Source organism: Bacillus luti (assembly GCF_001884105.1).
Lineage (GTDB): Bacteria > Bacillota > Bacilli > Bacillales > Bacillaceae_G > Bacillus_A > Bacillus_A luti.
On record NZ_MACI01000006.1, the window covers coordinates 18,607 to 38,896 of the forward strand.

Annotated in this window: 20 protein-coding genes; 2 read left to right on the top strand and 18 right to left on the bottom strand. The window is 33.5% G+C overall.

Annotated elements, in window-relative coordinates:
• The first annotated feature begins 138 nt into the window (after nt 1-138).
• On the top strand, nt 139-1,722 hold the full coding sequence (locus BAQ48_RS01160; RefSeq protein ID WP_071709681.1) for a bifunctional metallophosphatase/5'-nucleotidase: 1,584 nt from the start codon (nt 139-141) through the stop codon (nt 1,720-1,722).
• Nucleotides 1,723-1,763: 41 nt separating this feature from the next.
• Here the strand turns inward: BAQ48_RS01160 and BAQ48_RS01165 are convergent, their stop codons facing one another.
• Nucleotides 1,764-2,003, bottom strand: a complete 240-nt coding sequence (locus BAQ48_RS01165) for a DUF896 domain-containing protein (protein WP_000607015.1) — start codon at nt 2,001-2,003, stop codon at nt 1,764-1,766.
• A 45-nt stretch (nt 2,004-2,048) separates the two neighbouring features.
• The gene (locus BAQ48_RS01170) at nt 2,049-2,705 is read right to left on the bottom strand and encodes a YneB family resolvase-like protein (protein ID WP_071709682.1); all 657 of its coding nucleotides are present in this window, start codon (nt 2,703-2,705) and stop codon (nt 2,049-2,051) included.
• Between the two features lie 141 nt (nt 2,706-2,846).
• On the opposite strand from BAQ48_RS01170, the gene lexA reads away from it, so the two are divergent.
• A complete protein-coding gene (gene lexA / locus BAQ48_RS01175) occupies nt 2,847-3,467 on the top strand; it encodes a transcriptional repressor LexA (protein ID WP_000413735.1) in 621 nt (206 codons plus the stop codon).
• A gap of 104 nt (nt 3,468-3,571) precedes the next feature.
• Here the strand turns inward: lexA and BAQ48_RS01180 are convergent, their stop codons facing one another.
• The 16 genes from BAQ48_RS01180 to BAQ48_RS01250 form a co-directional block, all read right to left on the bottom strand.
• The gene (locus tag BAQ48_RS01180) at nt 3,572-4,372 is read right to left on the bottom strand and encodes a DUF4097 family beta strand repeat-containing protein (protein ID WP_071709714.1); all 801 of its coding nucleotides are present in this window, start codon (nt 4,370-4,372) and stop codon (nt 3,572-3,574) included.
• Between the two features lie 3 nt (nt 4,373-4,375).
• Entirely contained in the window at nt 4,376-4,918 is a 543-nt protein-coding gene (locus BAQ48_RS01185) for a DUF1700 domain-containing protein (protein WP_071709683.1), read from the bottom strand.
• Entirely contained in the window at nt 4,911-5,234 is a 324-nt protein-coding gene (locus BAQ48_RS01190) for a PadR family transcriptional regulator (RefSeq protein ID WP_071709684.1), read from the bottom strand. Before BAQ48_RS01190 ends, BAQ48_RS01185 begins: the two co-directional genes overlap by 8 nt.
• 228 nt (nt 5,235-5,462) lie before the next feature.
• Nucleotides 5,463-7,262 carry an ABC transporter ATP-binding protein gene (locus BAQ48_RS01195; protein ID WP_071709685.1) on the bottom strand — a complete coding sequence of 600 codons (1,800 nt, stop codon included), beginning with the start codon at nt 7,260-7,262 and terminating at the stop codon, nt 5,463-5,465.
• 11 nt (nt 7,263-7,273) lie between these two features.
• Nucleotides 7,274-8,461, bottom strand: coding sequence for a nucleotidyltransferase domain-containing protein (locus tag BAQ48_RS01200; RefSeq protein WP_071709686.1), 1,188 nt, complete (start codon nt 8,459-8,461; stop codon nt 7,274-7,276).
• Nucleotide 8,462: 1 nt separating this feature from the next.
• On the bottom strand, nt 8,463-8,936 hold the full coding sequence (locus BAQ48_RS01205; protein ID WP_071709687.1) for a lasso peptide biosynthesis B2 protein: 474 nt from the start codon (nt 8,934-8,936) through the stop codon (nt 8,463-8,465).
• 36 nt (nt 8,937-8,972) lie between these two features.
• On the bottom strand, nt 8,973-9,278 hold the full coding sequence (locus BAQ48_RS01210; protein WP_071709688.1) for a lasso peptide biosynthesis PqqD family chaperone: 306 nt from the start codon (nt 9,276-9,278) through the stop codon (nt 8,973-8,975).
• Nucleotides 9,279-9,285: 7 nt separating this feature from the next.
• The gene (locus tag BAQ48_RS01215) at nt 9,286-10,209 is read right to left on the bottom strand and encodes an aldolase (RefSeq protein WP_071709689.1); all 924 of its coding nucleotides are present in this window, start codon (nt 10,207-10,209) and stop codon (nt 9,286-9,288) included.
• A gap of 104 nt (nt 10,210-10,313) precedes the next feature.
• Entirely contained in the window at nt 10,314-10,439 is a 126-nt protein-coding gene (locus BAQ48_RS27415; protein ID WP_116758446.1) for a paeninodin family lasso peptide, read from the bottom strand.
• A 14-nt stretch (nt 10,440-10,453) separates the two neighbouring features.
• Nucleotides 10,454-12,391 (bottom strand): lasso peptide isopeptide bond-forming cyclase, encoded by a 1,938-nt coding sequence (locus tag BAQ48_RS01220; RefSeq protein ID WP_071709690.1) that lies wholly within the window; start codon nt 12,389-12,391, stop codon nt 10,454-10,456.
• 298 nt (nt 12,392-12,689) lie between these two features.
• Nucleotides 12,690-13,844 (bottom strand): aminotransferase class I/II-fold pyridoxal phosphate-dependent enzyme, encoded by a 1,155-nt coding sequence (locus BAQ48_RS01225; RefSeq protein WP_071709691.1) that lies wholly within the window; start codon nt 13,842-13,844, stop codon nt 12,690-12,692.
• Between the two features lie 31 nt (nt 13,845-13,875).
• Nucleotides 13,876-14,571, bottom strand: coding sequence for an HAD family hydrolase (locus BAQ48_RS01230; protein ID WP_071709692.1), 696 nt, complete (start codon nt 14,569-14,571; stop codon nt 13,876-13,878).
• Nucleotide 14,572: 1 nt separating this feature from the next.
• A complete protein-coding gene (locus BAQ48_RS01235; RefSeq protein ID WP_071709693.1) occupies nt 14,573-15,550 on the bottom strand; it encodes an ATP-grasp domain-containing protein in 978 nt (325 codons plus the stop codon).
• Nucleotides 15,537-16,142, bottom strand: coding sequence for a sugar transferase (locus BAQ48_RS01240; RefSeq protein WP_071709694.1), 606 nt, complete (start codon nt 16,140-16,142; stop codon nt 15,537-15,539). The genes BAQ48_RS01235 and BAQ48_RS01240 overlap by 14 nt, the downstream gene beginning before the upstream one ends.
• Nucleotides 16,143-16,427: 285 nt before the next feature.
• Nucleotides 16,428-17,504, bottom strand: coding sequence for an acyltransferase family protein (locus BAQ48_RS01245; RefSeq protein ID WP_071709695.1), 1,077 nt, complete (start codon nt 17,502-17,504; stop codon nt 16,428-16,430).
• Nucleotides 17,505-17,706: 202 nt separating this feature from the next.
• The gene (locus BAQ48_RS01250; protein ID WP_071709696.1) at nt 17,707-20,271 is read right to left on the bottom strand and encodes a right-handed parallel beta-helix repeat-containing protein; all 2,565 of its coding nucleotides are present in this window, start codon (nt 20,269-20,271) and stop codon (nt 17,707-17,709) included.
• Nucleotides 20,272-20,290: the final 19 nt, after the last annotated feature.

The window sequence follows — 20,290 nt, forward strand, 5'->3', positions numbered from 1 at the left end:
TGAAGAAATATATCACACATTTTCACAAATAATTGTCTATTTACAGAATCTTTACACACTCTATACATTCACATTAAAATTCCCTTCATATTTTTGATATGATTAACATGAAGATAACAATAGAAAAGGTGAATGATGTTGAATCAAAATCAAATTGTAACTTTAAACATCTTATTAACAAGTGATATACATGGTACTGTTTATCCAATTCACTACCAAGATAATTCCAAAGCAGAAATTGGTTTAGCTAAAATTTCTACCCTTATAAAAAAAGAACGTTCCAAAAATAAAAACGTTCTTTTAATCGATAATGGGGACTTCATTCAAGGAACACCATTTACTTATCATTACGCTACATACGAAAAAGATAAGAAAAATCCAATGTCCTTATTAGCCAACTATATAAGTTACGATGCTGCAATTATCGGAAATCATGAATTTAATTATGGAATGGATATATTAAATCATGCTGTAGAAACTGCAAACTTCCCGTACTTATCAGCAAACATTTTAGATAAAAACATAAAAGAACCCTATTTCGGGAAACCTTACATCATCAAACATATTGAAGAGAATATAAAAATTGCTATTTTAGGAGTAACAACACATTACATCCCAAACTGGGAACAACCCCTTCATATTCAAGACTTACATTTTGAAGATGCACTGGAAACTACAAAAAAATGGGTTGCTTACATCCACGAACACGAAAAACCAGATTTACTAGTCGTAGCCTATCACGGAGGTTTTGAACGTGATTTACAGACCGGAGTACCAACTGAAGTGTTAACAGGCGAGAACCAAGGATATGCAATATGTCATGAAATTGAAGGTATAGATATTTTATTAACAGGACACCAACACCGAGAAATTTCTCGCACAATGGCTAACGGTGTAACAATTTTACAGACTGGATGTAATGGGCAATCAGTTGGAAAAATAACCGTAACCTTCGAAGGAATGGAACAGAAGTGGATTAAAAAAGAAAGTTATTCAGAGTTGTTGACGGTGCAAGGAATTGAGGCAGATCCAGATGTTCTTTCCTTAGCATCTGATTATGAAGAGAATACACAAAAATGGCTTGATCAACCTATCGGAATCATTCATGGGGACATGCAAATTTCAGATGTTATGCAAACTCGTTTGCAAGATCATCCATTTATTGAATTTATAAATAAAATACAAATGGATATAGCTAACGTTTCCATTTCTTGTACAAGCTTATTCCATAATACATCTCCAGGTTTCCCGAAATATGTAACAATGCGTGACATCGTTTCTAATTATATTTATCCAAATACATTAAAAGTAATTAGAATAACTGGAGCGGATATAAAAGATGCCCTTGAACTCTCTGCTTCTTATTTCACATTAAATGTAGATGGAACCATCATCGTAAATCCTACCTACATAGAACCAAAGCCGCAACACTATAATTACGATATGTGGGAAGGAATTTCGTACGTATTAAACATTTCCAAACCAATTGGCGAGAGAGTAGAATCTTTACAGTATAAAGGCGCTCCTCTAAATATGACGGAAGAATATGACGTCGTTATGAATAATTATCGCGCAAGTGGCGGAGGAAACTTTTTTATGTTTCAAAATAAGCCAGTAATAAAAGACATACCAACAGATATGTCTGAACTTATCGCTAACTATATATTGAAACATAAAAGGATAGAAGCAACGCAAAATAATAACTGGAAAGTTATTAAATAACGAAATTAACAATAAAAAAGATGGGCAGCTACGCCCATCTTTTAGTTTAATTTTGCATTATCTTGCTTTTTTAAAGCTTTTAATTTCGTCGGTGTAACATCTGTACCTTCTTCGTTAACAACTTTAATCCCTTTAAGTTCGTTTAACATATTTTGACGAAATCCTTTTAAATATTGTTCACGTAGCGATTGACGCTCACGTTGTTCTTCTTCAGTTAAACCTTCAGCTTTTGCTTTTTTCGCTAAGAAGTTAATGCGTTCAACGAGTTCGTGATTAATCATCTCGAATCCCCCTTCTAATCAAAACTGATTATTATCATACAATAGTTACTCTTCTTTATCAAGCAATTGCTTTGTATACTCTACATATCTACGATGTACAGTCGCTTTTGAAACATTATGACCAAATCCACGAAGCGTTGCCGCAATTTCCTCGAAAGTAAGTTCACTTTTGCGTAAGCGTACAATTTCTTCAATTGGCACCTCTTTTTTCTCTCGGCCTACGCTTAAATTACGATTTTTTAAATTATTTTCTGGACGATAGCCATTTTCTACTGCGCGTTGCATGCCACGTTTAATTTTCAAGTTATGAATCTTTCTTTGATACTCTTCAACAATCCCAATTATATCTAACACCATCGAATCAGAATCCGAAAGCTGTAATTCACCATTATGAGTATGTGTATACACTTTGATTCCCTCTTTATGTAAACAGTGCATTAATGCAATTTTCGCATTCCCCCTACCGAGGCGCGTTTCATCTTGTATAAGTAGCACATCAATTTGTTCGTCTCGAATTGTATCCAACACTTCTAATATACCGTCACGTTCAATTGTATAACCACTAGCCTGCTCTTCAATTACTTTTATAACATTCATTTGATAGCGCTCAGCTAAATGCAATAATTCATCTTTTTGACGTAATAATGATGTTTCCTGTGCTTCTTTTGTTGTACTCACACGTGCATAAATAATTGCATTCATTATGAACCCCTCTTTCTCACTATTATTTCCCTTCAGTGTAACATAAATTCGCCTTTTGTTCGAACTTATGTTTGTAGAATGTTTTTTCGCATGTTATACTAATTAATAAGAAAAATGAAAGAAAACGAGGTGTTAGAAAACATGGAAAAGTTAACGAAACGCCAGCAAGACATTCTCGACTTTATTAAGCTAAAAGTACAAGAAAAAGGATATCCACCTTCCGTACGTGAAATCGGTCAAGCAGTCGGCCTCGCTTCTAGTTCTACAGTGCACGGACATTTATCACGACTAGAAGAAAAAGGATATATTCGACGCGATCCAACAAAACCACGAGCAATTGAAATTTTAGGTGACGATCGAATGGATGCAGAAACACAATCTGTTATTCAAGTTCCTATCATCGGAAAAGTTACTGCTGGATTACCGATTACAGCAGTTGAGAGTGTAGAAGATCACTTCCCACTTCCAGCTAGCATTGTTGCTGGAGCAGATCAAGTGTTCATGTTACGTATTTCTGGAGATAGTATGATTGACGCTGGTATATTTGATGGTGATTTAGTTGTTGTTCGCCAACAACAGTCTGCATACAACGGTGAAATTGTAGTAGCTTTAACAGAAGACAACGAAGCAACGGTTAAACGCTTTTATAAAGAAAAAGACCACTTCCGTCTACAGCCGGAAAACTCTTCATTAGAGCCTATCATTTTAAAACAAGTATCAGTTATCGGAAAAGTAATTGGTGTATATCGTGATTTACATTAAAAAATAATAAAAAGAAGATAATCACCTTATTTATATAGGTGACTATCTTCTTTTTATATTTTGATAGAATCTAATTCCAAAACGCACATATTATCTATCCTGCATTAACGCACTTCTATAGTCACATCTCCAGCAGCGGTTTTACCATTAATCTTTTTACTGCCATTACCAATCGTTACGTTTTGATTTTCTTCATTAAAAATTGTTACATCTCCGGCAGCGCTTTGCCCACTTATAATTGCATCTTGTGGTTTTTCCAATAAAGTAATCTCTACATCTCCAGCAGTTGAACTTGCCTCTACATCATATTTAGGATCATGATCCATAATATGCACTTCCCCACTAGCCGTTTTCGCCGTTACTTTCCCTATTACCTTTTTAAAACTCAGCTCACCAGCTTTCGTGGATCCTTCCACACTCTTAGCTGTGACATGTTTCAAATCTACTTCTCCAGCAAATGTCTCGACACTTACACGGTCACTTTTCACATCACTGATTTCTATTTGTCCAGCGGATGATTTTACTTTTATTTCTTCATAAAAACGTTCAGGTACAAATAGAGTCAATGTAGGTGTTTGAAATCCGAAGTTGTAAAATGAAAAATCAAACGAATCGCCCTTTTCCCTTCCCCCTATAATTTTTAATGCGTCACCCTCTTCAGCAATACGAATCTCCTGTTTCCGCAAATCCCCTGTTTGCTTCACATAAAAAGAGGAATCCGGAGATTTTTGGATAACAATATCTCCAGCATCTAAATCAACTTCTACGTTTTTTAACGCTTCGTTTTTAATAACCTCTTCCTTATTTCCTTTCTCTACATTTGCTACTGCTTTTTTATATGTTTGCGAAATCCCTATTACTCCAACAACGATACAAGCGATAGCTACGAACAATATTTTTTTCATCATCTACTCCCCTTTTATCATTTTGAAGTTCCACATTACATATCGTACGCATAATCTCTTAAACCACTTCGTACTATAATAAGCGATAATACATAACAACAAACCTACTCCAACAAATGTTATACTAACGAAAAGATCTAACCATATAAAAGTGCCCATAAATACTTTTATAATAACGAAAAATGGCGTCACTACACTCGCAATACCACCGATCCAAAAGGAAAATATAAAAGCAACAATTGCAATTAATGGTCCTAAAACAATAATAAAATTAAACAAACTAAGTCCAATCGCTGCCATAACAGCTCTTGTCACATTTGAAGTTGAGGGATCTTTTTTCATCTCATCAAATCGATACATTGCAAGTAAATCTTTTGCAATTGTTTTCGGAGAACCTAACCCTTTTATTATTTCCGATTCAGTTTTACCTTCTTCTATTCCAAACTGAAAATGCTCTTCATAATCAAACAAAATATCCTGCCGTTCTTCTTCTGGTAGTTTTCTAAGCTGATTCGATAATTCCCTGAGAAACTGTTCTTTATTCATCCCAATTCACCCCTTCAATAATTTCTTGTACACCTCTCGCAAAATCTCGCCACTCTGTTACCAATAACTTAAGTTGCATCTCCCCTTGCTCTGTTAACTGATAATATTTACGAGGCGGTCCCTCGGTAGACTCTTTTAAATACGTTTGAAAATATCCCTCTTTCGTTAAACGACGCAATAATGGATACACAGACCCTTCCGATATTAAAAATTTATTTGAGATTTGCTGAACAAGTTCATAGCCATAACTATCTTTACGTTTCACAAGTGCCAAAACACATAGTTCTAACACACCTTTTTTAAACTGAACGTTCAAGTATAGTCCTCCTTTCTTACCTTAGTACTGTTTAATACACGGTAGCCTCTTTATCCATAATATACCACTAGGTACTGTTTATTGCAAGGTACTCATTTATGTTTATTCCCTAAATTTAGAAAACGCACAAATAAAAGCCCGAATAAAGTCATGATATAACTGAGCATTATTCGGGCTTTTATTCGATTTGAACTGTAAGAATACAAAACTCCCCCCACTCTTTCTCCTCTATGAACCAACTTCCATTTGTGACCCTAATAAATTTCGAAATACACCTTTTCTCTCTTTAGCCAATTGATTAAATTCACCTTTTTGTACAATTTCACCTTTCCCTAACACAATAACTTGATCTACATTGCGTATAGTAGATAAGCGATGTGCAATAACAACGATAGTCATCGTTCCTTTCAATCTTTCTATTGCTGATTGAATTTTCACTTCATTCTCAGTATCTAACGCACTCGTGGCCTCATCTAATACTAAAATCGACGGTTTTCTTAAAATAGCCCGAGCTAATACAAGTCGCTGACGTTCACCACCTGAAAGCCTCACCCCGCGATCTCCAATCAACGTATCAAGCCCATTTGGAAGCATTCGTACAAATTCAGTTGCTGCCGCAAATTCTAATGCAGACCAAATTTGTTCTTCACTTGCATTCGAATCAATCATCAATAAATTTTCTCTTATACTAGCATTAAATAAGAATGGATCTTGTGGTACATAGCTAATAGCCCGCCTTAATGACAATAAATTATCAGTTGTAAGAGGAGTACCATCTATTAATACTTGACCTTTTTCTGGTTGAATTAATCCCATTAACACATCAATTAATGTACTTTTTCCAGCACCAGAATGCCCCACAATGGCCGTCATACTATTTATCGGAATTTGCACATTAATATTTTGAAGTGCATATAAAGATTCTTGCTTATTATAACGAAAGTAAACATCCTTACACTCAATACCTTGTTTTATACAAATCGGCTCTATATGTTTTTGTTGATGTATATCCTGCATTTCAATCGCTTCCTTACATTCCTCTTGCAACTCCCATAATGACTTAAAAGCAGGAATACTTGCAGCCAGTTGTTCTAAATTTGATTGAATTGTCATGAATCTCGGCCATAGTCTGGAAAAGATGAGTATGATTAATAGCAATTGGGTGGATTGCGCTTGAAACATACTTACTGATAATAATAAAAAAAATACAATTAATATAGCCATTGAAACTTTATAAAACAATTGAGAGTTCGATCTTATTCTCATATACTCCATTTGCTCATTACTCATCTTTTCTGTTATAGATTGTAACCAATCTAAACGTGATGATTCCAAAGTATTACTCTTTATATCTTTAATTCCATTAAAATGATCTGTTATACCAGAAAGATAGTCTTTTGCCAATTCTGAGGTCTTACCGCCTAATATTCGTGCTTTTTTTATAAAAACACGAGAAGCTACCAAGAATAATAAGCCAAAGACCAAAACAAATATAGTTATTTGAGGTGATAATAAAAACGCAATCCCCACCTGTATAAATGTAAACAGAATAGCAGCTAACAATTGTAAAATTAAATTAACCCCATAACTTACACGAGCTAATTCTGTAGTTAATATATTTATTAGGTTTGTTTTCCTTTTCTCTAAAAAAAAACTCCACTTTGCTTTTAAAATCATACTATATGTTTCTATTCTTAATTCTCGTACAAAAGCTTGTTGCGTTCTCGCATCCCTTAGCGTTATATTTCTTTGTAGTAAATTTTGACCTAACACTATTAGTATATATATACCTAAAATAGAAGCTAGACTTGTTGTTTTAGGAAAATCCTGCAAAAATCTAGAGACAGGTGCAATAAAAGTAGTCTCCTCGCCTATATTAATTATTCCAGTCATACTTATCATAGGAATTAATAAAATAATACCTATCCCTTCAAGTAAACTTATTAAAACCATACCAAATAGATTCACATACAGTATGTTTCCCGCTGAAGAATATAATTTCTTCATAAAATACATAATATGATTCATCGATGTTCCCCCTATAACAAAGCCAGCTTCTTTGTTTTCCTCCAAAGACATAAAAACGGACGTAAAGGAAAATATAAAAAATGAAGAAATTTAGGTAACGGTAATGTTTTTGCATCAATTGGATAAGGATATAGTTGGCTCATAATATATAAAATTTTTTGCTGATTAGACATTAGTGAAAATAAATATCGACTATGATAGATAAATACTTCTTCAGGGACAGGATCGGTATGCAAGTTTATCATTTGCTTGAAATAAAACAGTGCCTCTTGAGCTAACTGCTTTGAATGTTTTTTCGCTACTAATTCCATCATCCTTTCATCTAGTCGTACACCTAGCAATTGAGCTGCTAAAATTAATGCTTGTCCTCCTAAATGAAGCATTTGATATTTTCTCATTAACTTATGGATCTCACTCCAATTAAGTTCTTGATCGACAATTTTTTTTATATCTACTAACCAGCGTAATCTGGACCAACCATGTCTAGCACCATGAGATACCAAAAATAAAAATAAATCTTCCTTTCCTAACATATATACAGAATTACTCGTAAGGGTACTTTTTCTCTTTCTCCCCCAAAGCTCTTCAAACCCAGGTTCCTTACCCGGTCCGGGGTTTAACCTCCAATGAATTTCAACTTTGATCCGCTTTATTGGATGAAAAAATGTTATATGATGATGCCTCCATTTCCAATCATTTAATATCGTTTGAATATAATCGTCTTTTACATACCCCTGCTCTAAAAGTAGCATTTCTACTTTTTCTAAATTTTGCATCGGAATTAGAACGTCCAAATCACAGGATGTTCGTAAAGAAATATCCCCATATAAGTCCTGAGATAGTACAGGTCCTTTTAGAAAAATCATACGAATCTCATTTTCATTACATAGTTTATTTATTCGTTCCATTTCAGCACTTAAATAAAGCATTTGAAATGTATTTTTTTTATATTTTCTATTCAAGGTTTGTACAATATGTGAAGGAATTAGTTCCTCATCCACCTGTTTAAGTTTTTGATATATCACCGGATAAACGCGATGATGCACAGCTTGCTCAAGAAATACCTTCCAATCAATATCCGAAAACCATTCATTACTGTAAGTTTGTACTGTTTCTTCATCTTGTAACTTCAAAATTGCCAAAAGAAGTTTCAATTCCTTAGACATGAACTCTACATTCAGACCAAAATCTTTCTCCATTTTATTCTCCTTTAATAGTGTCCTCACTTAGCCTCTTTGCAAATGATCCAACGACAGTAAATTTCTCCATTCCTTCTGATCCAGTAACATAAAAAGAACCGCTCCGTAGCCATGCATGCGCAATTAATTCCCCATGACTATCCTTAGCAGTTCCTAAATAAAGAGTACTCTCAATATGACGTTTTTCGAGCATTTTCATCCCAGCTATAGCTTTAACAAGACACTGACTTTCCCAAAAAGTATAACGACTCATAATAGAGATAGCTTCAGACACCTTCTTTAGTGTATCCCCGTGTGGCTGAATTTGGGAAACTGATGTTTCGTTCATGTAATCCCCTAAAGAAGGTGCAACTTTGGAAAAGGTAATACTTTTTAGTACACGCGCCCACCCTAAAAAAATAAAAGCCTCTAAAAATAAAAGCTTTGTTTCCATGTTCAGCGATAAAAATACTCTTAACCTTTTCACAATATTCATTAATCCCTTCCTAACAGTTCTCTTGAAATTACGAATTTATCTATTAGATTGATCTTCTATTTGAATTAAACCTTCTTGAAATAAACACTCTAAAAAGGAAAGAACTTGCTCTTCACAATCGCCCCGTTCAATGTTGTACTTTGACAACAATGTACTGACGAGTTCAGTAACCATAATTGGAGTTTTTATTAGTTCCCAAATTTCTCCCCCTGTTTCTCCCAAATTATAATATTTCCCTTTTTGAACATTTAGCATTACTTTTTCCCCATCCATATCACTCACAATATTCTCTTCACTTTGCACAATCTGACACTCTAGAGAAATTCTCTCTGTATACATCATCTATTACTCACCCTCCGTGTATAGTTTTTAATATAATTGATACAAGTTCATGCGCTGTAAACCTATTATTTGGACGTTTCAAATGAAACATATCTACCTTGTTTATCACACTTGTAGAAGTAGTGAAATGCCACTCTGTCAATTTTAATTGCGTAATTAAAAACTTACGAAATGTGTGAAAGAACAATGCACGCAATCGTTCAAGTCCTTCAATTCGAATCAACTCAACACTCTCATCCTCTGTTTTCGTTAACTCAATAACACCAGCAAGAGGTAATGGTTCAGAGAAAAAATGAGATTGTACAGGCACAGCATACTTTGTTTCTCGCTCAAACAATGGATTATAACTTGCCGTTCCCATTCCAAAAGCATTCAAACTCTCCGCCCATAATTTTTGTTGCGGATAAGATGGAATCACAATTGGAGTCTTATCTGATGAAACTGTCACAGCAATTACATCATCACTCAAAAGTGTATATCCTCTACTTAAAAAGGCTGCTGCTAGTGTTGATTTCCCAGCCCCTGAATTACCTAAAATAGCATACACTTTCCCATCAATATTTATTGCACTTCCGTGCAACGGCAATATTCCTCTCTGCATTAATAAGGCTCCCATGCAAGTTCCAAGTATATAAAGTCGTATCTTATCTTCACATGTGTTCCCCATAGGCGAAACAATGATTTGCTTTCCTTCTTGTATAGAAAATATAGCTGTATCAGGAATACGAATCATAACTACGTTTTTATCAACTACAAAATTTTGTTCTGTGTTAGTAAATTCACTCCATTTCTGAAATAAATCAGCAGTTCGTATTATTACTTCTATCGTTTCTTCTTGTTCATTAATTCTAGGTAATTCTGGCAATTGAATTTCACTCAACACCCTTAGCCCAAAAACTTTATACATATTTTTTTTTGTAGTTTTAATCAACTCTCTCACTCCAAATAATTATCAACGTTGTTTTACAAATACCCCTTATACTCTTAGTGTATAAGGGGGATAGGAAACATGAGATCTAATTGCTACTCGATAAATTAACTATAGTGCACTACTTCATCAATATCTGGTTGAATAGCATCCGGCGTTTTAAGTCCCGGTCCAGCCATTGTCATATTAATATCAAGTACTTCCAGTGTAGGAATGGTCCAATCTTTTTTCATGATGTCACCTCCCTTCAAATAATTTTCTTCATAAATCGATATACTATTAAACTACGCATTAAAATTCGAAAATCCAAATCAAATGCATATTCTGGATGGGGTTCTTCTTTAATCTTAGAAATCGCAGTTCTAATAACATCTATATCCAAGAATTCTGAAATTATAGGATCCTTACTAAGCTGCTCAAGCTCTTCAATAAATCCACTCCATTGATGCGTCATACGATAAACACCATCAGAACCTTGAACACCTCGAGTAAGTTGATTTAATCTTACTTTATCAGGCAAATAATTTTTGGTTGCTCTTCGAATTAGTGCCCGATCTACACCATTTTGAACGTATTGTTCTTCTGGAACAGCTAAACAAAATTGAACAACCCGTAAATCATTCGTTGGATCTCGATCCCATAAAGAATAGCGCAAAGATAATTTAGATCCATATGTACCAGTTATGCTCCAATAATATAACTGTTCAAATTGCCTTTTTTTTATTTCATATACATCTGTTATAGAGGTTCCTGTTATATCAACATCATGCTCTAGAAGCTTATCGAACACATTCATTCTATTTGCAAATTCTGGATTAATAAATCTCGGGAAAACAATTTGATTTTTTGATGAAGATATTCGATTCAAAAACGGAAATGCCTTTTTTTTCACTACTGAAAATACTCGCGATTTCTTTACACCAATACTTTTACTATACGAATATAGCTCTTGCAAAAAGCGACGTAAATTCATCTTTTTCAAAAGCATAGCTTGATAGTCCAATGCCGGGCCCCATGAAACCGTCCAGTTTCCTCTCTGTCCGTTTAAGAGTACTCCAATTCCTTGTAACCGTGCCTCCTCATAGATTCCCCTAAGCCAAAAAGTATTCTCGAAGAATTTATACGGCATCTCTAGAATTTCAAGCCACTCATCTATTTCTGATAGAGGACTTCTTCCTTCAAAATCCAAATAATGCTCCTTAATATTTCCTACATGCTGTACAGTCGATTGAATAAAAGGTCTTTCATCAGCTACTCTACTTCTATGTGTCCAATCTACAAAACCCTTTACTGGGACATAACTATATGTATGTAGAAGTTTATTTGCTGCACTTAAATCTCGTGCAGCAAAGCTGGCTACAGAACCCGAATCAAGTCCTCCACTCAAATGAGCCCCTACTTGATGATGGGTACGTAAACGTGATTTTATCGCATTTTGATACACTTCCAAAAACGCTTCTTCATACTCTTCGTTTGATTTGAGTTGAAGCCTTTCTCCGGCGATTAGTGTATTGTATCTCGATAATTTCACCTTTCCATTTTTCACAGTAACAGAATGGGAAGGTGGAATTTGTTCAACAGTTTTATATACCGTTGAAGAAGGGTCTATTGATTCAAAATTCACAGGTATAGCTAAAAATTCAGCAAGCCACTGCTCATTCAATTTTTTCTCAACATATGGTAGAGTAAATAACGGCTTTATACTAGTACAAAAAGAAAAGTTGTTCTCACTACGATAAAAATAAAGTGTTCGGCTCCCAGAAAAATCTCTAGCTCCAAACAATATTTGTTTTTTCTCATCCCAAATCATAAAGGAAAAATCGCCCACCAAATATTTCGGTGTTGCCTCTCCCCATTTCTCATAAGAGAGTAAAATCAACTCACTATCTGTCATGTTTTTTCTATCCGCATAATCTACTTGTAATTTTTCAAACAACTCATCACGATTATCAATAATAGCATCTGCTGTAATTGCCAGTTGTTTTTCATAATTATAGAAGGGTAATTGTTCACCAACTGACTCTGGTGTAATCCATTGTGCGTGACACCCTAGGAAAACGCTTTCTTTATGCCACATTTGAATATCATCAGCAGGGTACTTTTGTAAGTCACTCATTAATCGTGTGCCATGTTCAATTGATACAGGTTCATTATTAAAGTGAATAATACCAGTTATAGCGCTCATTTTTCCCTCCTAATATATGAAAAGTTAATACAAATACTATTTATATATTAAATTCGTTAAACGTACCCCTTTATCATTCTTTTTAACGAACAAAATCACTTGTTTTATTACCTTCTCAATTATTTACTTTAATTCGCTTGTAGATTAAGGTTTAGATACTTAAAACCTAGCATTATATCCTTTTTATGTCAATTCGAACTGAATACTCTCAAACAACTTTCACAAAAAATTCATTATAAAGAACAGGAAGTGGTACGTATACAAATCTAATTCCACTTTTACTTACTTTTTATTTCTTTCATTTTAGAGCTTTTAACACGCCTTGAATGACCCTTTGTTGATCTTCAACTAACATATTAGATCCTGAAGGCAAACAAATCCCCCTTTGAAATAGATGCTGCGACACATCTTCATTTTTGCTGTGTGGATAATACTTCTTCCTTTTAAAAAGTGACTGTATATGAAGTGGCTTCCACATAGGACGTGCCTCAATATTCTCTTCTGCTAAAGTGCTCAACACTTTTCCAATAGAGATCCCGGATTCCTTTTCATCAATTGTCAATGTAGTGAGCCAACGATTTGAACGAGTATTTTCTAATTCACGCATAAAATAAAATCCTGGTATGAAAGATAGTGCTTCGTAATACCGTTTATATATAGATCTTCTAGCTTTCACCCGGTCTTCTAACACTTCTAGTTGTCCTCTTCCAATACCAGCTAATATATTACTCATTCGATAATTATACCCTACTTCACTATGCTCATAATGCGGTGCTGGATCCTTTGCTTGTGTCGCTAAAAATCTCGCTCTTTCTAATGCTTCCACATCATCAGAAACAAGCATTCCACCGCCCGAAGTTGTAATAATTTTATTTCCATTAAATGAATAAACACCAAACTTTCCGAATGCACCACTTGCTTTACCTTTATATGTAGAACCTAAAGATTCTGCTGCATCCTCAATTATGGGAACATCATAGTAATTACACAGCGAAAGAATTTCATCTAATTTCGCACTCTGACCATATAAATGAACAAGAATGACAGCCTTAGGTAATTTCCCTGCTTTATCAGCATCATGCAACGCAACTGCTAGAGCTTGTGGTGACATGTTCCATGTTTCCGGTTCTGAATCAATAAATACTGGTTCAGCCCCCAAATAAACAATCGGATTTGCACTCGCTATAAAAGTGAGACTTGAACAAAACACAGTATCCCCCTTTTGAACGTTTAATAATCGTAAAGCTAAATGAATGGCCGCAGTACCTGAACTCACCGCAGCCCCACCTTTAACTCCTACAAAAGAAGCAAGTTCTCTTTCAAATTCATCTACATTTGGACCAAGGGGTGCAATCCAATTTGAGTCAAAGGCATCTTTTATATATTTCTGTTCATTTCCACTCATGTGTGGAGAGGAAAGATAGATTCGTTTTTTGTGTTGAACGGTTTGCATGTAAACACATCCTCTATACATATTTAAAATATTATGTATCTAAAAACATATGTTTTAATACAGGTATATCAGGAAGTCTTCTTAAATTATTTATTGTATAATGCGCTTTATAATCTTGCTCAACTATAAGATTACGGTAAATTCCATCTTCTCTATTAATATGAATTGTTATCCAATTTAGTTTCTTCGCAGTTATAAAATCCTTGCTTAAATTATCTCCTATATAAACACATTGCTGATGTGGAACCTGTAGTTCCTTACTTATTTTTTCATAAGGAATTTGGCTCGGCTTCCAATATTCTCTTCCAAGCTTATCAGTAAGAATAATCGAATGAAATCTCTCTTTTAACTTTAATGCATTTACTTTTCTTTCTTGGGCAACTAAATACCCGTCGGAAATTAGTCCTATTTTCACGTTATTAATTAAATTATTTAGCACCCAATCCGCTTCCTCTAATAATTGAATATCCGGTTTATGGCTCCTATACTGTTCTATCAAATTACTAATCAATTTTTCATCATAATCAATATTTAACTTTTCAAGTGTTTTATTAAACACAAACTTTCTTTCCCCCGAATCGAATAATTGAATTGCTATATTATAAAATCCAATTTTCTTATAGTTCTCTTTAATCCAATCATCCACCGCTTTAAAGCCACTTACGACATAATCTTTTTCTTTATACAAAGTATCATCCATGTCAAAAACAATTGCTTTGATCACCATGTTAAATACTCTCCGTAAAAACTGCTTCATCATATCTAAGCATTGTTAAATCTTCTCTCCAATTGAAATCTTGCTCCGTAAACATTTCTCCTTGACACATTTCAATTGTCCATAGTGGAAAGTTCGCTCCCGCTTCAATCGATAACGGAATCCCTCCACCAAAACGAGGATTTATTTCAATAAACGTAATTTGCCCATCTTCCTTTTTAAAACATTGTAAAGTGATGCAACCAATAGGATTAGGGAGGGCTTTTATTACAGTTTCTGCTGCTTTGATAATATCAATATCCTTCTTGGTCATACCTTTACTTACCTCACCTGCTCGTGTCTCTATACGCAATCTAGGAACAATCGTCTTTATATTTCCATAAAAATCTACCATGACATCTATAGTATATTCCTCTCCTGAAACATACTCTTGTATCATAGCGTTAGGTATATATTCCTTAAAGAATTCCAATTCCTTTTCATTCATTATTTTTGTTACACCTTTACTAGAACTGCCATCATAAGGTTTAATTAATAATGGAAATTGATATTCTTTTCTTTCAATCTCCTCATCACTATATACTTTAGGTGTGGGGATATTATTAGAAACAAAGAAGTTATATGTGTATTTTTTGTTATGGGCAATTTTATTTAATTCCATACTAGAAACTAGTACTTTTACACCAATACCCTCAAAAACCTTCGAATTATTAGCCAAAAGGACTAATTCCGTATCAATTAACGGAATTATTAGATTTATCATTTCAGATCTACATATTTTTAATAATTCATCTATATATCCCTTTTCATTTACATGCGGAACAATAAAATGCTTATGGCTAAAGTAAATAGTAGGAGCAGTTTCTTTTAAATCTGCAGTAAAGATGTTACCTTTGATTCCTTCTTGTTTAAGTACATCCTTAAATTGTTTAATTAAGGAAACCCTCCTACCAGAGCTAGTAAACAAAATATTCACTTTATTCTCCCCCATGCTCGATTTCCCCCTTAAAAATTGGCATAGTCACATGCTTATTATTTGTGATCCCTTCCGACTTTAAAACCTTACTAAAAGTTAGATATAATATTTTCAAATCTAAAAGAAAACTTTGATTCTCAACATACCATACATCTAATTTAAATTTCTCTTCCCATGAGATACTATTTCTTCCATTAATTTGAGCCCATCCCGTAATTCCAGGTCTAACATTATGCCTTTTAGCTTGCTCTTGCGAATATAAAGGCAAATATTCCATTAATAATGGTCGAGGACCAACCAAACTTAATTGACCTTTTAGTACATTTATTAATTGTGGTAATTCATCTAAACTATATTTCCGAAGAAATTTTCCAACTTTAGTTAATCTAGCGTAATCAGATAGCAGCTTGCCATTACTATCTCTATCATCAGTCATCGTGCGAAACTTATAAAGATAAAAAGGCTGTCCGTGTATACCTGGGCGTTGTTGTTTAAATAGTATCGGTGAACCTATTTTAAACTTAACTAGAACGGCTACTAAAAGAATAACATAGAAAAAACACACTAATAATAATAAAGAAATAAGTATATCAAAGAGTCTCTTCATTAATAATCATACTCCTTGCTAATATTTTTACGGATGCCTTTTTCAAAGATAAATAAACCAAAAGACATTCGTTACAAACTTACCTCATTTCACTATACATCTTAGAAAAAATTTAAACCTCGTATTTTTTAGTTCCTTTTTATTTATACATTTAGTTTTTCTTTAATTTATTATCAATTTCACCTTTCGAAATTATTTATTCCAGCCACTTATTTATAATTCAATTCATAACAAACAACTACTTCTATTAAATAGATAATTACCCCATTTATTTCAACGAAAAAACTATCCAATCGCTCTTTGATTATCACGTGTAATAAAACTCTTGTTGTCAATCATTCGCGCTATAGGTTTGTATATACAATTGATTACATAAGATGAAGCAATACATAACGTTATCAACCAAATAAAAATTATGATTGGATATCTAGGTGCAAATATAAGCCCTGGAAAAATTGACATATAAAAAAACATATGAGTCAACCATATGTTTGTCGAATGCTCCCCCAAAAAGGATAATGTATGTTGTATAACACTACTCTTATTCATAAGAATAAAGAAACTTATAAATGCAATAGCCGTAAAAGGGGCGATAATCATAGATTCATAAAAAGCATGTAAAACTATTAACATAATAATCCCTATAGCACAAAGTATATTCTTATAGGGCATGTAATAGCATTTATTATATATTTTTGAATAAATTTTTTCTTTCGCAAAAATAGTACCCACAATAAATGGAAGTAAAGATGTACCAACCAATACCACGGCATTTACTGACATACCCAGCATTGTATGATGCCCAACATCCAAAACATTTTTTATACGTTGAATATAACTCACTAAATATATAGCACCAAAAAGCAGTAACAAACTTATTGAATTATATTTTCTCACCAATTTAGTCAATAACGGTGCTAAAAAGACCAGAATAATATATGTCTGTAAAAACCACCATGCACCATTATATGAAGATGATAGTACAAAGACATTGAGAAAAAAACTTATTATACCACCTGAGAAAACCTCTGATTTACCTGCAAAAAAGCCAACAATAATAAATAGAACAAGCACTACCCAATAATTCATTAATAGTTTTAATATACGCATACAATTTCTACTTACATCTAATCTTTGTTCTTTATAAAAAAATACATATAAGCCATAACCACTTACAAAACAATATATAGGTACACACGCATCTCCAAATAATGCCAAATAGTAAATTAACGGTGTCCCATTGATTGTTAAAAAGGTTTCATACATCCCGTTAACTTCTTTCCTACCAAACAGGTGAAGTAACAACATAAGTAATATAGCCGCCCCTTTTAACATTTTTGTATCACTTTTTGAAATTTCCATAAATCCAATCTCCTCCTTTCATATCTGCTGTTTTCTTGTTATACATTCCACATCAGTTATTTTATTTAAATCGCATATATTTAATTTTAGCTGTCGTTATATGACACTTCTTCCTAAAGTTCTAAAAACTCAGCATAAATAAAAAGCCACTATGCTTTGAAAACATGGTAGCCTTTCTTTTTTATATTAATAATTAAGCACATTACGCATTCATTTGTCCGAACATTACAAACATGGCCAATGGACCGATTTCCTTCCATACAATATCGTTATCAGTAATAGTACCGCTGGAAATTGTAGAAAAAGTGGGTGAGATTGTATGTGACGTACCATTATTTAATGCTTCATATACATGGTTATCAAAATTAATTCTACTTCCTTTCACATAACTTTTAGACGCTGTCCACGTTTGATTATTTGCATATCCAGTTCTAGAACAAATCCAACCAATATATCCTCCTGCAATCGGATTTGAATTTCTTATTTCTTGTCCTAATCTATAATATCCTGTTGTTGGGATAGTTGGTATTCGATAGTATGGATCTATCACACCGTTAACAACATTTCCTTGTAGAAATTCTTTTCCTGTAATCATCATTGTTGCATTATTTAACATGTTATTTTGCATTACAACTTGAAGTGTATTACTTGCTGTCCTATTGTCTATTCCAACTTGCGTTAAATTTACTGCGGTTATAGTATTATTTTGGATCACTGCTTGCTTACCTGCAAATTCTCCATCTAAAATAACAATCGTTCTTTGAAGAGTATCATTTGTAATTTTTATAGCATTTCCACTTAACACTATATCATCAGATACATTTTGAACATTTAAGACTGTTCCATTCGGTTTTTCAATATGACAATTAATCATCTTGAATGATTTGAGGTTATTTACTGTAAGTAACGTATTGTATCTATCCTTACTAATGAACTTACAATCTCTTAACTCTAAAGAGGTTGTTTTACTTGTTACACCCAACAAATCAATTTCCTTAAAAAAACAATTCGTATATGTTCCTGCAAATAAGGTTGGGTTTTTAACATTATTAAATAGTGTATTTTCAAATATCCATCCTGGTTTAAATGTTCCTGCTGTTACATAATTTAAATACAACACATCTTGCCCTTCAAACACGCAGTTCGAAATTATTTGCGGCTCATTTTTAACCTCTAAAGTCCATTGATACAATGATGATAAGGAAGATAGTTTATCCGCATCATTAAAAAAACGACAAGAATCAACTTTAACTACATATGGAAAAGGTGTATCAATAATCATCTTACTATTACAAAAAACATTACTTACTATGTTAATAGACCTGTTCGCATATACACCCTGCGTGTTTATTTGTGTTCCATATACGTAATTATTAGAGAAAATAACATCGCCTGACAAAGAGATTTTTGTTAATCGAATATTATTTCCTGCCACTATTATCCTATCGGCGCCACCATTAACTGCTAGCCCAGCATAAGCATTTGATACTGTATTCATAATAGAATTGTCCAATATATAGATGAATTTTCCATTTACAACAATAATATTGTAATTTTTATTATCATGAAAATTATTTCTTTCAATATAGATATATTGGTTTAAGTCATATCCATCTTCAACATCAATTCCACTTTGTGGATTAGTACCTGCAATATGATGAATATTATTATCTCGAATGTATACATTCTTTGCACCACATACACTAATTCCTTGTCTACGGCAGTCATGTAAATTACATTTCTCAATATACGTATATTGAGGGAACGAAGGCACTCGAACATTTATTAAGCAATTTGTAGGAGCAGGAACATTACCTTGATGCAGAACGATCTTAGCGTAACTTGCTCCTTTAGGAACCTCTACTTCATCAAAAAATTGCACATTATTTTTTGATGATATAAATACATCACTTAAAGTATAAAAAATCACATCATAATAATCGCATTTTATATCAGAACCCAATGCTCCGTATCCATTTCCATACAAACCGAAGTAACCATACTTTACAATAGCCACTTGAGTCATATCAATTCGCAAATTGGACCGTATCTTTGTTGTACTACTTACTAATGAACCATCTGTTGTATTAATTGCTCCCTGTTCAAATGAACTTGCTAATGATGTAGGAAAAGGTGAAATCTGACCAAAAGTACTGTTCAGTGTAATGGCATCTCCTGTACAATCTAAAATATCTAGATTATCTAAAGATATAAACCTTGTATTGTTCCCCCCATCAGCAGGTGGAGTAAAACTCCCCACTGCAATTCCGTACCCTCCCTCATGTGTTCCTCCGCTTGAATAATCATGTGTATCTCTATCCCCTTGGATAATACCATTTGTAATCCTAGAGTAGATCTGATTTTTCCGAAAACTTACAATTGCATATCCTGTCAATTTATTCGTTTCCATTTTTAAGATTGAACCATTTAAATTCAGTGTAAGATAGCTTTGAGGTTCAATAGGATTTTGTTTATCAATTAAATATATACCTTTTGGTAACACAACTTCTGTATACCCTTGTTGCGATGCCCAAACTAAAGCATTATTAATCCCTTGAGAAGTATTAACAGCATCAGTTCCATCATTCTTAACATTCCACCTATCTAATTCTAATGTATATATACTTAAAGAATTTGTAATCCCTAATGATTTTGGAATCCATTTTGATTGATTACTATCATAAGCCAAAATATCGTCATTAGAAGGGGGCTTGCTTACAAAATTCAAATCACTCAAACTTCCAAGGCTAGCCTTTCTAATCCACATCAATTTACACCTCTTTTTC